A 16,013-nucleotide genomic window follows, 5' to 3' on the forward strand; every position below is an offset into this window, starting at 1 on the left:
AGACCGAGCCAATTGCATTCCCTGAACTCCGCGAATATGTGACCGGGCTTGCTCGGATACGCTCGGACCGCCTCGGCGAAGGAGCCGAGAGACGATGGTGATGGCGGGGATCTCACCCGCCATCGACCAGCCCTTACAGGTATTGCTTGGACTTCATGGCGCGTTCGGCTTCGCGTTTGTCCTGCGCTTCGCGCAGTGCCTGTCGCTTATCCCATTCCCGCTTGCCGCGGGCCAGGGCGATCTCGACCTTGACGCGTGAACCGTCGAAGTACAGCTCCAGCGGGACCAGGGTCCGGCCGGATTCCTTGACTTTCTGCGAGATCTTGAGGATCTCCTCGCGGTGGAGCAGCAGCTTACGACGACGGCGGGCCGAGTGGTTCGTCCATGTCCCCTGCAGGTATTCGGGAATGTAGACGTTCTCCAGCCAGGCCTCATTCTGGAAGATGAGGGCGAAGCCGTCGGTGAGCGAGGCTCGACCTTCGCGCAGCGATTTCACCTCGGTGCCGGTGAGTACGAGCCCGGCCTCCCACGTGTCTTCGATGTGATAGTCGTGGCGCGCCTTGCGGTTCCTCGCGATGACTTTCTTGCCTGTGTCCTTCGGCATAACCGGCCTCCTCTCTGCTCCCGATTCTGCTCCCGATCACCTGTGCACGCGTTCGCGGGCACAGCCACCAATTCTAGCCCATCGGCCCCCTTCCGCACGCCCGTCCCCTCCCAGAACTACCTGACGGCGGCCCTGCAACCTCGCGCGAGGTTGCTGGGCCGCCGTCAGGTAGCAATTAGAAGATGAAGGGTTTGGGATCGACGTAGCCGCCGTTCTCCATGATCTCGAAGTGGAGGTGGCAGCCGGTCGACGCGCCCGTCGTGCCGGAGTACGAGATGATGTCGCCCTTCTTGACCCTCTGCCCGTCGTGGACCTTGAGCTTCGTGTTGTGGTTGTAGGTCGACGCGATCGAATTGCCCTTGATCTTGCCGTGGGAGATGACGACGCGGTTGCCGTAGCCGCCGGTCCAACCGGAGGTGACGACGATTCCGTCGCCTGCCGAACGGATCGGGGTTCCGCAGGGCACTCCGAAGTCCATTCCCGTGTGCAGCTTCCGCGCACCGGTGATCGGGTGGACGCGGTATCCGAACGGAGACGTCGTCGGGTATCCCTTGGCCGGATTGGCCAGGACTCCGTCACCGAAGACGAACTTGCCCTTCTTCTCCTGTTCCTTCTCCCACTCCCGGACCTTCTCGGCCAGACGCTCCTGCTCGGCCTTCTCGTCGGCGAGCTGCTTCTCGGTCTTGTCCTTGTTGTCGGAGATCGTCTTCTCCGCATCGTCCTTCGCGGAGATGAGGTCGTTGAGGCTGTCGGCCTTCTTCTTCGCATCGACCTGCGCGGCCTCTTTGGCCAGCACCGCCTCGGCGGCTTCGTCCTTGAGGTCGGAGATCTTATCCGTCACGCCCGAGAGCCGCTCTTCGTTGTTCTTGTTCAGCGCCCGCTGTTCGGAGAGCTTGTCGATCGTGCGCTGTTGGGATCGCACCGCCGAGTCGACACGGCCGATGCCGCCGTCGGCGCTCGTGCCCTCGGCCATCTGCAGCAGCATCGCCAGATCGGAGGTGATGCCCGAGTTCTGGTAGGCCTGTCGTCCGATGCGCGCCGCCGAGGTCTTGTGCTTGTCGATCTCCTCCGTGCCGGACTTGATCGTGTCCTTGAGATCCTTCTGCGCGTTCTCCGCCGAAGTCAGGCGTGCGGCCATGTCCTGGTCCTTCTCGATCGCCTCAGCCAGTGCATCGTCGGCGGCCTTCGATTCGGCTTCGGCGTCCGGCAGCTTCTCCTGCGCGGCATCGCGTTCGGCGATGACGCGGGCGAGATCCTCGTCGAGGCCTTCGAACTCCTGTTGGAGTTCCTTGACGCGTTCGTCGACCTCGCTCTTGTCGTCGCGAGGATCGGCCACCACCGAGGCGACCGGCATGACCACTGCCAGCGCAGCTGCCGTGAGGACGAGTCCGAGTCTGCGTCTCATCTCAGACCTTCGTGTACTTGTTGAGCGTGATCAGCGACGATGCTCCGGCCATGAGCACGCCGATGATGATGAGCACGGGGGTGATGAGGAGGACGTCCCATCCGGAGATGAGGCTGAATCCCGTGGCCTGCGACTGCAGCCAACCGCTGACTCCGAAGTGGACGAGCAGCCCCAGAGCACCGGCGGACAGGGTCGCGCCGATGGCAGAGGCGATGACGCCCTCGAGCAGGAACGGCATCTGGATGAAGGTGTTCGACGCGCCGACCAGTCTCATGATGCCGGTCTCCCGGCGTCGGGAGAACGCGGAGAGTCGAATGGTGGTGGCGATGAGCAGCATCGCGCACAGCAGCATGATGCCGGCGATCGCGATCGCCACGATGGTCGCGATGTTGAGCACCCCGAACAGTCGATCGAGCAGCTGATTCTGGTCGACGACCTCTTCCACCCCGGGCGTCGACGAGAACGTCTCCTTGATGATGTCGTACTTCTCGGCGTCCTTGAGCTTGACCCGGAAGGACTCGTTCATCTCATCCTTGGGCACGGTACCCTCGAGGCTGGTGCCCTTGAACTGCTCCTGGAAGTGCTCGTAGGCCTCGGTCTTGTCCTCGAAGTAGACCTTGTCGACGTAGGGGGCCAGATCGGAGCTTTCGAGTTCTGACCGGATCTGATCCTTCTGGTCTCCAGTGACCTCACCGTCGACGCAGTTCGTCGCCTCCGAATCCGGCGGGCACAGGAACACTGAGACCTGCACACGGTCGTACCAGAAGTCCTTCATCTGCCCGACCTGCATCTGCAGCAGGATCGCGGCTCCGACGAAGAGCAGGGACACGAAGGTCACGAGCACGACGGAGATGACCATGGAGAAGTTCCGGCGCAGACCCGAGACGACTTCGGAGAGGATGAAACCGGCCCTCATGAGGCGACTCCGTAGGTGCCTTCTTCGACGTCGCGGACGATTTCGCCTTCGCGCAGTTCGATGACCCGCCGGCGCATCCGGTTGACGATCTCGCCGTCGTGAGTGGCCATGAGCACGGTGGTGCCGTTGCGGTTGATCTTCTCAAGCACGTTCATGATGTCGGCGCTTGTGGCCGGGTCGAGGTTACCCGTCGGCTCGTCGGCGAGCAGGATTCCGGGTTTGTTGACCACGGCGCGGGCGATGGCCACACGCTGCTGCTCACCGCCGGAGAGCTCACTGGGATAGCGTTTCTCCTTGCCGGCCAGGCCCACGGTCTCGAGGACGTCGGGGACGAGGGTCGACATGGCTGCGCGGGACTTTCCGATCACCTGGAGGGCGAAGGCCACATTGGCGAACACGGTCTTGTTCGGCAGCAGACGGAAGTCCTGGAACACGGTTCCGATCCCCCGCCGCAGGTAGGGCACCTTCCAGCTGGGCATCTTCACCACGGACTTTCCAGCGATGTGAATGCGTCCGGCGCTGGGGACCTCTTCACGCAGAATCAGTCGGATGACCGTGGACTTTCCCGATCCGGAGGCCCCGACGAGAAACACGAATTCCCCGCGGTCAGCCTCGAACGAGATGTCATCGAGTGCTTTGCGGGAACGTGTGTCGTAGGACTTCGAAACGGAGTCGAATCTGATCAAGTCGGTCTTCAATCATGTTGCGGGTGGCTCGGCCGATTCCACTGTACGTAACAGTTCCGTGATGTTCGCGGAGGCGGCCGGGCGTGTGTTGCGATCTGATGAAGTTCACAGTCGCCTCGGTGATGGTCGAAACCTCGCCGAGGCGGCCGACCCTCAGTCGGCCCTCGACCGAGCGATACGGCTCGGTACCGTTGGCCGAAGGATCAGGCCTCGGCCTCTTCGGCCATCTCCTGTTCCTTGCGCCAGCGGATGCCGGCTTCGATGAGTCCGTCGAGATCACCGTCGAAGACGGCCGAGGGGTTGTTGACCTCGTAGCCGGTGCGCAGGTCCTTGACCATCTGGTACGGATGGGTGACGTAGGAGCGCATCTGGTCGCCCCAGCTGGCCTTGATGTCACCGGCCAGCTCCTTCTTCTGCGCGGCCTCTTCCTGGCGCTTGAGGTCGAGCAGTCGCGACTGGAGGACGCGCATCGCGGCCTCACGGTTCTGGATCTGGGACTTCTCGTTCTGCATACTCACGACCACGCCGGTGGGGATGTGCGTGATGCGCACGGCCGAGTCCGTCGTGTTCACCGACTGCCCACCGGGGCCCGAGGACCGGTAGACGTCGATGCGCAGATCGTTCTCGTCGATCTCGACATGGTCGGTCGATTCGATGAGCGGGACCACCTCGACGGCAGCGAAGGAGGTCTGACGGCGGCCCTGGTTGTCGAAGGGACTGATCCGCACGAGACGGTGAGTGCCCGCTTCGACCGACAGCGTGCCGTAGGCGTAGGGCGCGTCGATCTGGATGGTCGCGGACTTGATGCCCGCACCTTCGGCATAGGAGGTGTCGAGCTCCTGGACCTTGTAGCCGCGGTTCTCCGCCCACCGGACGTACATGCGGGTGAGCATCTGCGCCCAGTCGGTCGCGTCGTCGCCGCCGGCGCCAGAGCGCACGGTCACGACGGCGGAGCGCTCGTCGTATTCATGGCTGAGGAGGGTCGAGATCTCGAGTTCGGCCAGCTGATCGCGCAGCTTCCTGATGTCGCGGTCGGCTTCTTCGAGCGAGTCCGAGTCGCCTTCGTCCTGAGACATCTCGACGAGCAGCTCGGCATCGTCGATCCGCTCACCGAACTTCTCGAGCTTCTCCAGGGTGCCCTGCTTGTTTGAGAGCTTGGCTGAGGTCTTCTGCGCCGAATCGGGGTCGTCCCAGAACGTCGGCGACGACGCCTGCTCCGTGAGTTCGGCGACCTCGTCGCGCAGGTTGTCCAGATCGGACACGTCGAGAATCGCTTTGTACGTCTGGCGGAGGTTGGCGATTTCAGAAGAGTAATCAGTGGAGGCCATAATGATCCGATTCTAGTGCATGCCCTCCCTCGAGCATGAAACGGCGCCGAGGAGGTCGACCGTTGAGATATCGAGGACTGATCGATCGAGGCGGGCCCCGATCAGTCGCCCCGGCCCCAAAAAGCGCCGCCGGCGGGAGATCTGATTCATCCCGCCGCCGGCGCGGCTCACGTCGCGTCATACGAAGACCGGTGAGGAAAATATAGACCGAAACCCACCCTCGCGCAAGACGAAAACACCCCACAATGACATTCGTGAAACTACACCGTGAGCATTTGCACAACTCAATCCCGGTTATCCACAGATTTCCGAATTCACTGGATTCTTCATTCGACTACAGCTAGGTTAAACAGCAAATCACGCTGTCAATTGAATGATCGGGCAAGGGTTCAGAGTGGAAGCCACCGAAGTCATCACCAGCGAGGTTCACAAGCGGATCAGAGATCTCGATGTGGATCCCCGCGCCGATATTCAGCGCTCTCGCGAGCTCATTCGCGCCGTCATCGCCGAATACGATGAGCGCAGCCTCGTCGCCGATCTCCCGGTGCTCGAGGACAAAGAGGCGACGTTTCGGCATATCGACAATCAACTGTCGGGTTTCGGTGCCCTGCAGGACTATTTCGATGATCCGCACGTCGAAGAGATCTGGGTCAACTCCCCGAGCGAGGTCTTCATCGCCGTCGACGGAATCCACCAGCTGACGACGACGAAGCTGAGCTCGGGCGAACTCGATGACCTCATCGAGCGGATGCTGCGCACCTCGGGACGTCGCGTCGATCTCTCCCAGCCGTTTGTCGACGCCATTCTGCCCGACGGGTCCCGGCTGCATGTCGTGCTGCCCGATATCACTCGCACTCACCCGGCCGTGAATATCCGCAAGTTCATCGCCCGCCCGCGCAACCTCGCCAACCTCGTCGCTCACGGCTCACTGACTCCCGGGGCCGCCGAGTTCCTCGACGCGGCCGTGACGTGCGGTGCCAATATCCTCGTCTCCGGGGCTACTCAGGCCGGCAAAACCACTATGCTCAACGCCTTGGCCGGCTCGATACCGGCCCGCGAACGTACGATCTCCTGCGAAGAGGTCTTCGAACTCAATCTGCCCAGTCGCGACTGGGTTCCCATGCAGTGCCGCCAGCCGTCACTGGAAGGAACCGGCGAAGTCACCCTCCGCGCCCTGGTCAAAGAGGCGCTGCGGATGCGACCGACGCGCATCATCGTCGGCGAGGTCCGAGAAGCCGAAAGCCTGGACCTCCTGGTCGCGCTGAATTCCGGGTTGCCGGGAATGGGCACCATCCACGCAAACTCTGCTCGGGCGGCGATCACGAAGATCTGCACTCTGCCCCTCTTGGCCGGGGCGAACATCTCTTCGGCATTCGTCGTGCCCACCGTCGCCGTCAGCCTCGACGTCGTCGTCCACCTGCGCAGAGACCAGTCCGGAGTGCGCCGAGTCGATGAGATCTGCGCGGTGCCTGGCGGAGTCGAAGGCGACGTCGTCGAACTCGACACGATCTTCCATTCGCCGAGAGGACAGCTCGTTCGCGGTCAGGGGTTCGGCCACCTCGGCGAGCGATTTGCGGCCGTCGGCCGCGATCTTCACGCCATTCTGGAGGCGGCGTGAGCTATTCCCTGTCCGCTCTGCTCATCGGTGCCTGCCTCGGGGCAGGGCTGTTCCTCATCTGGATGTCGCTGTGGCGGCGACCGCAGGGCAAGCGGACTCAGTCACGGTGGGTGCGCGAACTCGATGACATGCTCACCGGAGCGGGATTCCCCAGACTGCGGCCGGCTCACCTGCTGCTCATCTCCGTCGCAGCGTTCTGTGTCGTCGCAGTCGTCGCCACAGTGCTCACCGGGTCGTGGGCGATCGCACTGTGCTTCGGTCTGTTCGCCTCCTGGCTGCCGCATCGGGCACTGCAGCATCGAGCGCGCAGTCGACAGGTGATGCGGCGGGAGCTGTGGCCCGAGACTCTTGACCATCTCAATTCCGGAGTCCGTGCGGGCCTGTCTCTGCCCGAAGCGCTGAGTTCCCTGGCGCATCGCGGACCCGAACCGCTGCGACCGCTGTTCGAAGTCTTCGCCGAAGAATATCGGGCCAGCGGCTCGTTCGCTTTGGCGTTGGAGCGCTTTCGGCAGGTCAGCGCCGACCCGGTGGCCGACCGTATCGTCGTCGCGCTCAGTGTCACCAGGCAGGTCGGCGGCAGCGATCTGGGAACCATGCTCCGAGCCTTGGCTCAGTTCGTCCGCGACGATGCCCGCACCCGCAATGAGCTCTCCGCCCGGCAGCAATGGACGGTCAACGGCGCCCGATTGGCCGTCGCCGCACCGTGGGTGGTGCTCGCGTTCCTCTCCACGCGACCCGAAACGGCGGTGGCATACAACTCCCGTACGGGGCTGATCCTCCTGGCCGCGGGCTTCGTCGTGTCTCTGCTGGCGTATCAGGCGATGAAGCGCATCGGTCGGCTCCCGTCCGAGCCCAGAGTCATCGAAGGGTCCTCACTCAGTGCCGCCCACCGCCGTTTCGCGGGCAGCCCCGGCGCGAGTGGCGGATTCGCCACCGACGACACAGACGTTGCGGACGGACGGGCGGCATGAGTCTCCTCGGCGAGCCCATGTCGATCCTGGCCCTCGGACTCTTCAACGGCTTCGCCCTGTGTGTCTTCGTCCTCTCCCTCCCGCCGCTGCGCAGACCGACTCTGTCGTCGCGGATCGCACCCTATCTGCGGGATCAGGAATCCTTGGTCGACATCTACGCTCCGCCGACCCCGCGCACCCAGGGATTCTGGGGACTGGTGAAGTCCTGGTTGATCGGTTCGACTCTGTGGGTGACGTCGCGCATCACCACGGATGCGACTCTGCGGCTGCGCATCGACCGCCTCGGCGGCAATGCCACGATCGAACGCTTCCGCATCAGCCAGGTGCTGAGCATCCTCGTCGGAATGATCGTCGCCGGCGGTCTGGCCGGTGCCCTGTCGGCGCAGCGCGGCTTCTCCCCCATCGTCACCGTCGTCCTCGTCATCAGCGGCGGCATCGCCGGGCACGTCTTCAACGATTGGCGGCTCAGCCAAGCCATCGCCCGCCACGAATCCCGCGTCCTCGCCGAGTTCCCCACCGTCGCCGAGCTCCTCGCACTGTCCATCACTGCGGGTGAGGGGATCGTGGAGGCTCTCGAACGCGTGTGCCGCACCTGCTCCGGCGACCTCATCGACGAACTCCGCGCGGCCCTGGCCGCCACCCGCACCGGGACTCCGCTGGTCGAAGCGCTCGATGCGATGGCCACGCGCATCGCCATCCCCGAGATCGTCCAGTTCGTCGACGGCCTCGCCGTGTCGATGACCCGCGGCACCCCACTGGCCGAGGTACTCCGCTCCCAAGCCGCTGACGTGCGCGAACAATCTCGGCGGAGGCTGCTCGAACTGTCCGGTCGCAAAGAGATCGGGATGCTCGTACCGGTTGTCGTATTCGTGCTTCCCGTCACCGTGATCTTCGCCGTCTTCCCGTCCCTGACCGTCCTCGACCTCAGTCCATAACGTCCACGCCACGCACCACCGACCATTCCCCGCACCCACAGCCAGTCCCGCACCACCGACCCTGCGGATCGAAACCTCGACCTCGCCGATGAAGGAGACACGATGTTCCGCCAGTTCACCTACCGCCTCGTCCCGCTCATGCTCGGGCTCATTCCGGGTCCTCCTCCCCACGGAGGAACCACCATCACCGAGGCGGCCGAGACCGACATCGACCCGAACCTCACCACCGATGTCGACCGACCCGATCGCGGGGACGTTCCCGGCTGGGTCCTCATCACCCTGATGACTGCGGGATTGGTGGTCGCGTTGTGGGCTCTGGCCGGCGAAGCCTTCACCTCGATGTTCCAAGACGCTATGAACAAGGTCCGGGGGGCGGGGTGACTCAGCTGTGAGCGGAGACGACGAGACGAAGTCGGGGCGGATGACATACGCCTCGGCGGGAATGGCCGAGGAGCGCAGCGATTCGGGGTCCGCCGTCGCCGAATTCGCCCTCATCGCCTCGCTGCTGGCCCTTATCCTGGCCGGAGCCCTGCAGATCGGCCTCGTCATTCACGTCCGCAACACGGTCATCGACTCCGCCATCGCCGGGGCGAGGCAGGCGAGCCTGGCCGATCAGACTCCGCGCGACGGGCAGAAGCTCACCCGCGACCTCATCCGAGTGTCCGTGGGCGAGCGCTATGCCCAGAAGGTCACAGTCTCGACGTCACAGCGCGGTGCCGTCGAGATCGTCGAAGTGCGGGTGACGACCCCGTTGCCCGTCCTCGGGCTGTGGGGACCCGCCGAGGTCTGGGACCTGCGCGGACGGTCCATCGTCGAGGACATCGACCGTGACTGAACCCGCGTTCGTTCAGGGAGTCGCGACCGACGACGCAGACGAAGGAACAGCGGTCATCGAGTTCATCTTCGCCTCCATCGTCCTGCTCATCCCGGTCATCTACCTCATGCTCACCCTCTCCCAGCTACAGGCGGCCAGCTATGCGACCACCTCGGCGGCGATGTCGGCCTCACGTATCGCCGCCCGCGACGCGAACCCCTCGGAGGCTCGGGCCCATGCTGTCGCCGACATGCATTTCGCGGACTTCGGGCTGCGGGATGCGCCGACTACCATCACCTACTCGTGCGCCGGACCTTGTGGACAGGCCGGCTCCTTGGTCACCGCAAGAGTCGAGACGAAGGTGTCTCTGCCAGGGTTCCCGCTCCTCTTCGGCTCCGACCGGTCACCGCACGTCACGTTGCGCGCGAACCACACAGACGTCGTCGCCACAGGACGTCAGTGATATGCCGACTACGGGAGAGCACAGGTGTGAACGGCGACGGGAATCGCAGATCGACCGCGATTCGGAGCACGAATCCGACGCCGGGTCCATCACGCCGCTGGCCATCGGCTTCGTCGTCATCGCCTTGTTGTTGGCCTTCCTCATCGCCGCCCTGACCGACCTGCACATGGCCCGCCGAGAGCTGCAGGGACTGGCCGATTCTGCGGCGCTGGCGGCCTCGGACTCGTTCGAACCGGCTCCAGGAGACGATCCCGGTCTCGCGTTCTCACCCCCGGCAGCGAAACGCGCCGCCGGTCGCTACCTCGATGCAGTGCCGACTCCGAAGGACATGGGCAATCTGCGGTTGAGTGCCGACGCCGACGGAACGCATTCGGTGCGCATCCGCATCGAAGCCCGCTACTCGCCGGCGCTGCTCTCTCCGTTCGTCCCCGGCCTTATCGACCTCCACGCCACCGCTTATGCCCGGGGTGCCCTGCGCCTCGACTGATCAAACCGAGCCGTCTCCACCTCGACACCGATTCCTGTGGGCACAGGCTCCACTCACGCATCCTGAGGCTGTGGATGCCCAATGCGTACCCACAGGGCGCATCCTCGCTCTTGTCCAAGCCATGCGCTCGCGGTGAATCTGTGGGCATGAGAACCCTGGGACTCATCCACCGCATAGAGTCGAACGGAGCCGTCACGAGCATGAGCATCGAAGCTGAATCAGCCCAACCGGCCCTCAAGGTCTTCCGCTCTGCCCTCGGAGCGGAACTGACTTCCCAGGACTTGGCCGTCGGCAACCAGCTCGACAACCACAGAATCGAGTCGATCAGCTGGGGTCATTGGCAGAGACTCAATCCCATCACTGTTGTTGGAGCGAATGTTCTGCGCACCACCGACGAGTGTGCCGACTCCGCACAGACGAGCGTATCCGTCCTGGCAGGACCAGATGCGGGATTCACCCTGACGCTCGACCCACGACGGGCCCGCTTATCTCGACTGCCCCACCCCGATTGCCTGACCATCATCGACCCCAGCATCTCCCGCGCCCCTCAGCCGCTGCGACTCGATGCGACGGGGACTGGGCCCGCCGCAGCTCTGGGTGCGACTGTGCTCGCACCGGGCCCGGCAGACGGTTCTTCAGCCGGCACTTCTTCCTCGGCTGCCCGTTCGGCTCCGCCGATCCGGTCTCCGCCGCTGCACCACAGCAATGACATCCACATCGCCCCGAAGACGATCGACGATCCTCGGCCGGCCAGACCCCCACAGTGGTGGACGTTCCTCATCCCCGTCGGCATCGGCGTGGTGCTGGCCGTGGCCACAGGAATGTGGTGGTTCCTGCTCTTCAGCGTCTCGGCCCCGCTCTCCGGATGGGTCGCCTACCTGGTGGAGAAGAAGCGCTTCACCCGCGACAGCGCACAATGCCGACTCGACCGCAACGAAGCCCTGGCCGAGGCGCGAACCAGACTGAGCCGCCACGAGGCGACGCAAAGACACAGGATCTTCTCGTCCCCTGGCCTGTGTCTGGGGTTCGGGACGGTCTTCAGCGACCTCACCATCGACGAACGGCTGCAGGATGGAATCGACCACGTCGACGGTCGGATCGTCTGCACCGATATGCCGATCCGCATCGATCCACGCACGACGACCGTCACCGTCAGCGGAACGCCCGCAGTCCTGCGCACCATGGCCTTCGCTTGGCTGGCCGACCGGCGATTCAGATGGCGACCGAGTCCCGAACTCACACTGCTGCCGGAATTGGCAGGCACCGAGTTCTCCGCCGACCACGCATCGAACACGGTCGGTTCAGGGTCACGCCCAGACTCCGGCATCGACGACCCCATCTCGATCACCCTCGACGAGGCGGCCCACCCCGCCGTGCTCACGCTCGCCGCACCGCATGCCGGCTCCGCGGTCTCACTGACGGTGGGCTCTCTCGCGCAGGCACGCACCACGTCCTCGACTGCTCCCGGTGGCCCGGTGCCGGGACGGGCACTTGTCGCCACTCTCATGCCGGCCGCGCGATTCGTCACTCTGCACCGTGGCCGCTCCGACGATACCGGCCCCCACACCTGGCCGGACCATGGGCTCGGCGAGCTCTGCGACGATACGCCCGGGGCCATCAGAGCGCGGTGGCGGTCTCCCGCCTCGGGGCCGGTGCCAATCGGGCGCGGAGCCGACGGTGACATCGGCATCGATCTGTTCTCCGACGGTCCTCACGCTCTCGTCGCCGGCACCACAGGCAGCGGAAAATCCCTGCTCCTGCAGACATGGCTGCTGTCGATGGCCTTGGCACAGCCGCCTCGGCGATTGTGTTTCGTCCTCATCGATTTCAAAGGTGGGGCCACATTCTCACCGCTGCAGGATCTGCCGCACACCGACAGTGTGCTCGACGACTTCGACTCCGGTCTCGCCTTTCGCGCTCTCGTCTCCGTGCGCGCCGAGATCACCCATCGAGAGCGGCTGTTGGCCGATCACGGGTGTGCCGATGTCGCCGATCTCGCCGATCCTCCCCCACGACTCGTCGTCGTCATCGACGAATTCCATGCGCTGATGGCCACTCATCCTCGCGCCGCCGACCTGCTCGAACACCTCACAGCTCTCGGCCGGTCCCTCGGCGTCCACCTCATTCTCTCCACTCAGCGCCCGATGGGAGTCGTCACCGGGCAGATGAAGGCGAACATCAACATTCGCGTGTGCCTGCGAGTGCGCGATGAGACCGATTCCTTCGACGTCATCGGCTCCGAGGCGGGTGCGTTCCTGCCCGCGGACAAGCCCGGCGCCGCCTGTCTGGACTCCGGGGTCTGCGTCACCCGATTCCGCGCGGCGATTCCTTTCGGACATGACGCCCACACCGAGGCGGCGCTCCGCCCTCGCGTTCGTCCCTGGGTCCCGGGGCCGGTTCCGTCCCTGGCCAGCGGCGCCCACGGCGTTCACATCGACAACATCATCGCCGCGGCTCACGACATCGCCAGGGCCGAGGACGCTTCGGCTCATCGGCAGGTGGTGCTGCCTCCCCTGCCGGAACCTGAAGAGATGTCGGCCTGGGCGGCAGGGGGACTGACCCATTCTGATGGTGAGCTCGCCGCTTCCCCTGCGGGACCGGTGGCGGAAGGTGGTGAATTCGGTCCGACAGTCACTGGGATCATCGATGTTCCCAGTCAGCAACGGCAGCAGATGTGGACATTCGACCCGGACGTGGACGGTTCCACGATCCTCACAGGCGGCAGCCCGGACACCGTGGAATCCGTGCTTGCGACCATGGCACGAGCGGCCGCTCCGACCCGACGGATCATCGCGATCGGCAGAATCTCCGCGGTCCTCGACTGGGCGGAGATCAGTTGTGGATTGAGCTCGGGCTGGCAGATTCAGGCGGTTCTCGACCATCTTTCTGCCCGTGGGGACCCGTGCAGATTCTCGCGCGACGGTGAAAGCACGGATTCGCCGACCGAGCCGAGGCAGAGCCTACAGCCGCCGAGCCTGATCGTCTGCAGCAATTGGGCCGAGTTCGTCGACTCGCTCGACCACTATTGGGCCGAACGGGCCGAACGTCTCCTCGGACATGGTGCCGGATCGGATCTCGTGTTCTTGCTCGCCGGGTGCCGGAATATGACGAGCAGGAGCTCTCGATTCGCCACCCAGATCATCTTCCCGCCCGAGGCCGGCGAAGACGGAACGAGCGTCGGGCTCAGCCGGCAGCGATTCGCCGGTTCGTGGCCGGATCTCCGCGCCGTCATCCGCGGTCCCTGCACGCAGGCCGCCGGCGGGGAAGGTGCCGATGTGCAGTTCGCACTCGGTGACGCGGCACGATTCGGTTCGTCGATGTCCGAGGCGGGTCCAAGCGCCCTGGACGGACCGCTCGGCATTCCGGAGTCCCGAAAAGGTTTCGCTCCACGCTGGCGGGGGCTTGGCCAACCTGTGGGCATGGGCGAAGAACCCTGCGGCGGCATGCCTGGCTGCATCCCGGTCGGCGTGGATGCTTTCGGCGACCTCGTGGTGTGGGATCCCCGGCGAGACGGTTCGGTTCTCACCGTCCGTGGTTCTCCGCAGAGCGGCAAGACCGGATTCGCGACGTATGTGGGCCGCCTCGGCGGGGTCTCTGTTCACGACGATGCGCACATGGCCGCAGATCCCGTCGACTGGGATCTGCTCGACGGACTATTCCATGTGCTCACTGTGCCGACACGGTTCACTCCCGGCTATGGCTCCCCACTGTCCAAAGCTCAGAGTCTCGGACCGCTGCTCGTGCTCGGTGCGCATACCAGGCAAGATCTCACCGGGCTCGGAGTGCTGCGACAGGCCCCGCTCGACGGACTGCCGGGGACGGGCTGGTTCGTCACCGAGGACCGAGCTCGCCCCGTCCGACTCTTCAATCCCGACGGGAGTCGAGCCTGATTCAGCTGACGTCAGCAGGCGGTCCTGAGAGGGTCTCGTAGCGGTAGAGCTCGGTGGCGGTTCCGGCGTCGAGCAGCCGGTCGGCGAGCGCGGAGACCACGGGCATTCCGCTCGTGACCTCGATGACGACATCGGCGTCGACCGACAGCCTGGCCAACAGGAGTTCGGCATCGGCGACGGCGGCGGCGAAGTCCTCACCCGCAGCGTCGGCGGCATCGTCGCGAGTCTCGAACATCGACCCGAGGATGAGCTCGGTCGGCGGTTCCTCGTCGACCTGATCGACGACAGCGGTCCCGTCGCCGACGGTCGCACCGACACTCGGTTCACCGGCCGAGGGCAGAACTCCGGCGGTTTCATCGGCCTCCCGCGCATAGGACACGGCGAAGGCACTGAGTCCACCCGCCTCGGCGGTCCCGGCGGCACCATTCAGCAGCGCGGCACCATGAGCTCCGGCTGCTTCGGAGAGGAAAGCGTTATTCACTTGTCCGATGGTCAGCGGGCCGACGGCATCGTCGCGGTTGACGGCGGTGTACCAGGCGAGGAACGCCTTCGTCAGCTTCACCGAACCGGTGGCGACGATCTCGAGGTCCTCGGCCCGACCACCGCCGGCCGGAGGCAGAGCACCGGCGGGCACCTTGATCACACGGGTCGTCGTCAGCAGGGTGAACCCGAGAGCCTGCGCGAAGCTCTCTCCCGGGCTGCCGGCGTGCACACGGGCGCGCAGATCGAGGCCTTCGAGTGCGGTTCCTCGCGTCTCCGCGCACACTGCGTCGAAGAGTTCACGCCCCTGACCATGTCCCTGCTCCTCGGCGGCGACCTCGACGTGGACCCACGCCCGGTAGGGGTGAAGCGGGGATTCAGCGATCGCGGCGGCTCCGACGGGAACGTCGGGGACCACCTCGGCGACGACGGAGCGGATCAACGGCGATTCCGAGGACGGACGGAACAAGGACCTGGCCATATGACCGGCCGGGGTGGTCGCGTCGGCGAACACCTCATTCAGGCGCAGATCGTCACCGTCGGTCAGCTCTCGAATCGGCATGTGCTCGCTCCTTGGGCGGTGGGGAACTTGATAATCTTGGCGTCATGACTGACTTAAGCGATCCTACCGCCGCCGCGCACGCCGCGGCCACGACCATCAACGCGAACGCGAGCATCGACGCCCATGACGTCGCGCTCGTCCTCGGCTCCGGTTGGGGCGGGGCGGCGGACCTCCTCGGCGAAACCGTTGCCGAGATCTCCGCGGCCGAGGTCCCCGGATTCCACGCTCCGGCCGTCGAAGGACACGGCGTAACCCTGCGCACGGTGCGCATCGAAGCCAGCGGCAAGCATGCGCTCGTCCTCGGATCGCGCACCCACTACTACGAAGGCAAGGGAGTCCGCGCAGTCGCTCACGGTGTGCGCACCGCGGCTGCGGCCGGCTGCTCCTCACTCGTGCTGACGAACGGGTGCGGTGGCCTCAACCGCAATTGGGCACCCGGCACCCCGGTGCTCATCTCCGATCACATCAACCTCACCGGAACCTCCCCCATCGAGGGCGCGAACTTCGTCGATCTCACCGACCTGTACTCACCGCGCATGCGCGCAATCGCCAAGGAGATCGACCCGACGCTCGACGAAGGCGTGTACGCGCAGTTCCGCGGACCTCACTACGAGACCCCCGCCGAGGTGCGCATGGCCGGGATCCTCGGTGCCGATCTGGTGGGCATGTCGACGACGTTGGAGGCCATCGCCGCACGTCAGTCCGGGCTCGAACTCATGGGCATCTCGCTGGTGACGAACCTTGCCGCCGGCATCCAGGAGACCCCGCTCTCCCACGCAGAGGTCATCGAAGCCGGGGCCGCAGCCGCCCCGCGCATCTCCCGTCTGCTCGCCGACATCGTCGCGAAGCTCTGA

The 16,013-nt window shown here is 65.1% G+C and carries 15 protein-coding genes; 9 read left to right on the forward strand and 6 right to left on the reverse strand.

The window, feature by feature from the left end; all coding sequences use genetic code 11:
- Positions 1-133: 133 nt before the first annotated feature.
- From smpB to prfB, 5 genes are all read right to left on the reverse strand, one after another.
- Entirely contained in the window at positions 134-604 is a 471-nt protein-coding gene (gene smpB, locus LJ362_RS12230; protein ID WP_101547462.1) for an SsrA-binding protein SmpB, read from the reverse strand.
- Positions 605-779: 175 nt separating this feature from the next.
- The gene (locus LJ362_RS12235) at positions 780-2,009 is read right to left on the reverse strand and encodes a peptidoglycan DD-metalloendopeptidase family protein (RefSeq protein ID WP_264799309.1); all 1,230 of its coding nucleotides are present in this window, start codon (positions 2,007-2,009) and stop codon (positions 780-782) included.
- A 1-nt stretch (position 2,010) separates the two neighbouring features.
- Positions 2,011-2,925, reverse strand: a complete 915-nt coding sequence (ftsX, locus tag LJ362_RS12240) for a permease-like cell division protein FtsX (protein WP_264799311.1) — start codon at positions 2,923-2,925, stop codon at positions 2,011-2,013.
- Positions 2,922-3,611, reverse strand: coding sequence for a cell division ATP-binding protein FtsE (ftsE, locus tag LJ362_RS12245; RefSeq protein WP_025780920.1), 690 nt, complete (start codon positions 3,609-3,611; stop codon positions 2,922-2,924). Before ftsE ends, ftsX begins: the two co-directional genes overlap by 4 nt.
- A gap of 203 nt (positions 3,612-3,814) precedes the next feature.
- On the reverse strand, positions 3,815-4,939 hold the full coding sequence (gene prfB / locus LJ362_RS12250) for a peptide chain release factor 2 (RefSeq protein ID WP_264799314.1): 1,125 nt from the start codon (positions 4,937-4,939) through the stop codon (positions 3,815-3,817).
- Between the two features lie 394 nt (positions 4,940-5,333).
- On the opposite strand from prfB, the gene LJ362_RS12255 reads away from it, so the two are divergent.
- From LJ362_RS12255 to LJ362_RS12290, 8 genes are all read left to right on the forward strand, one after another.
- A complete protein-coding gene (locus LJ362_RS12255) occupies positions 5,334-6,557 on the forward strand; it encodes a CpaF family protein (protein ID WP_264799315.1) in 1,224 nt (407 codons plus the stop codon).
- Complete coding sequence (locus LJ362_RS12260; protein WP_264799316.1) at positions 6,554-7,528, forward strand: type II secretion system F family protein; 975 nt, start codon at positions 6,554-6,556, stop codon at positions 7,526-7,528. The genes LJ362_RS12255 and LJ362_RS12260 overlap by 4 nt, the downstream gene beginning before the upstream one ends.
- The gene (locus LJ362_RS12265) at positions 7,525-8,463 is read left to right on the forward strand and encodes a type II secretion system F family protein (RefSeq protein ID WP_264799317.1); all 939 of its coding nucleotides are present in this window, start codon (positions 7,525-7,527) and stop codon (positions 8,461-8,463) included. Before LJ362_RS12260 ends, LJ362_RS12265 begins: the two co-directional genes overlap by 4 nt.
- Positions 8,464-8,565: 102 nt before the next feature.
- Positions 8,566-8,844, forward strand: a complete 279-nt coding sequence (locus tag LJ362_RS12270) for a hypothetical protein (RefSeq protein ID WP_264801887.1) — start codon at positions 8,566-8,568, stop codon at positions 8,842-8,844.
- A 7-nt stretch (positions 8,845-8,851) separates the two neighbouring features.
- Positions 8,852-9,298 (forward strand): TadE/TadG family type IV pilus assembly protein, encoded by a 447-nt coding sequence (locus tag LJ362_RS12275; RefSeq protein WP_264799318.1) that lies wholly within the window; start codon positions 8,852-8,854, stop codon positions 9,296-9,298.
- The gene (locus tag LJ362_RS12280; RefSeq protein WP_264799320.1) at positions 9,291-9,740 is read left to right on the forward strand and encodes a hypothetical protein; all 450 of its coding nucleotides are present in this window, start codon (positions 9,291-9,293) and stop codon (positions 9,738-9,740) included. The genes LJ362_RS12275 and LJ362_RS12280 overlap by 8 nt, the downstream gene beginning before the upstream one ends.
- 1 nt (position 9,741) lies before the next feature.
- On the forward strand, positions 9,742-10,227 hold the full coding sequence (locus LJ362_RS12285) for a pilus assembly protein TadG-related protein (RefSeq protein WP_264799321.1): 486 nt from the start codon (positions 9,742-9,744) through the stop codon (positions 10,225-10,227).
- A gap of 200 nt (positions 10,228-10,427) precedes the next feature.
- Positions 10,428-14,117 carry an FtsK/SpoIIIE domain-containing protein gene (locus LJ362_RS12290; RefSeq protein WP_264799322.1) on the forward strand — a complete coding sequence of 1,230 codons (3,690 nt, stop codon included), beginning with the start codon at positions 10,428-10,430 and terminating at the stop codon, positions 14,115-14,117.
- Between the two features lies 1 nt (position 14,118).
- Here the strand turns inward: LJ362_RS12290 and LJ362_RS12295 are convergent, their stop codons facing one another.
- Positions 14,119-15,159, reverse strand: a complete 1,041-nt coding sequence (locus LJ362_RS12295) for a GNAT family N-acetyltransferase (protein ID WP_264799323.1) — start codon at positions 15,157-15,159, stop codon at positions 14,119-14,121.
- 44 nt (positions 15,160-15,203) lie between these two features.
- On the opposite strand from LJ362_RS12295, the gene LJ362_RS12300 reads away from it, so the two are divergent.
- A complete protein-coding gene (locus tag LJ362_RS12300; protein ID WP_264799324.1) occupies positions 15,204-16,013 on the forward strand; it encodes a purine-nucleoside phosphorylase in 810 nt (269 codons plus the stop codon).

Source organism: Brevibacterium sp. JSBI002 (genome assembly GCF_026013965.1).
GTDB lineage: Bacteria > Actinomycetota > Actinomycetes > Actinomycetales > Brevibacteriaceae > Brevibacterium.

What these genes read in the sequence shown, in the direction of transcription:
- smpB (WP_101547462.1), bottom strand. Translation starts at nt 604, where the DNA reads ATGCCGAAGGACACAGGCAAGAAAGTCATCGCGAGGAACCGCAAGGCG.
- LJ362_RS12235 (WP_264799309.1), bottom strand. Translation starts at nt 2,009, where the DNA reads ATGAGACGCAGACTCGGACTCGTCCTCACGGCAGCTGCGCTGGCAGTG.
- ftsX (WP_264799311.1), bottom strand. Translation starts at nt 2,925, where the DNA reads ATGAGGGCCGGTTTCATCCTCTCCGAAGTCGTCTCGGGTCTGCGCCGG.
- prfB (WP_264799314.1), bottom strand. Translation starts at nt 4,939, where the DNA reads ATGGCCTCCACTGATTACTCTTCTGAAATCGCCAACCTCCGCCAGACG.
- LJ362_RS12265 (WP_264799317.1), top strand. Translation starts at nt 7,525, where the DNA reads ATGAGTCTCCTCGGCGAGCCCATGTCGATCCTGGCCCTCGGACTCTTC.
- LJ362_RS12270 (WP_264801887.1), top strand. Translation starts at nt 8,566, where the DNA reads ATGTTCCGCCAGTTCACCTACCGCCTCGTCCCGCTCATGCTCGGGCTC.
- LJ362_RS12285 (WP_264799321.1), top strand. Translation starts at nt 9,742, where the DNA reads ATGCCGACTACGGGAGAGCACAGGTGTGAACGGCGACGGGAATCGCAG.
- LJ362_RS12290 (WP_264799322.1), top strand. Translation starts at nt 10,428, where the DNA reads ATGAGCATCGAAGCTGAATCAGCCCAACCGGCCCTCAAGGTCTTCCGC.
- LJ362_RS12295 (WP_264799323.1), bottom strand. Translation starts at nt 15,159, where the DNA reads ATGCCGATTCGAGAGCTGACCGACGGTGACGATCTGCGCCTGAATGAG.
- LJ362_RS12300 (WP_264799324.1), top strand. Translation starts at nt 15,204, where the DNA reads ATGACTGACTTAAGCGATCCTACCGCCGCCGCGCACGCCGCGGCCACG.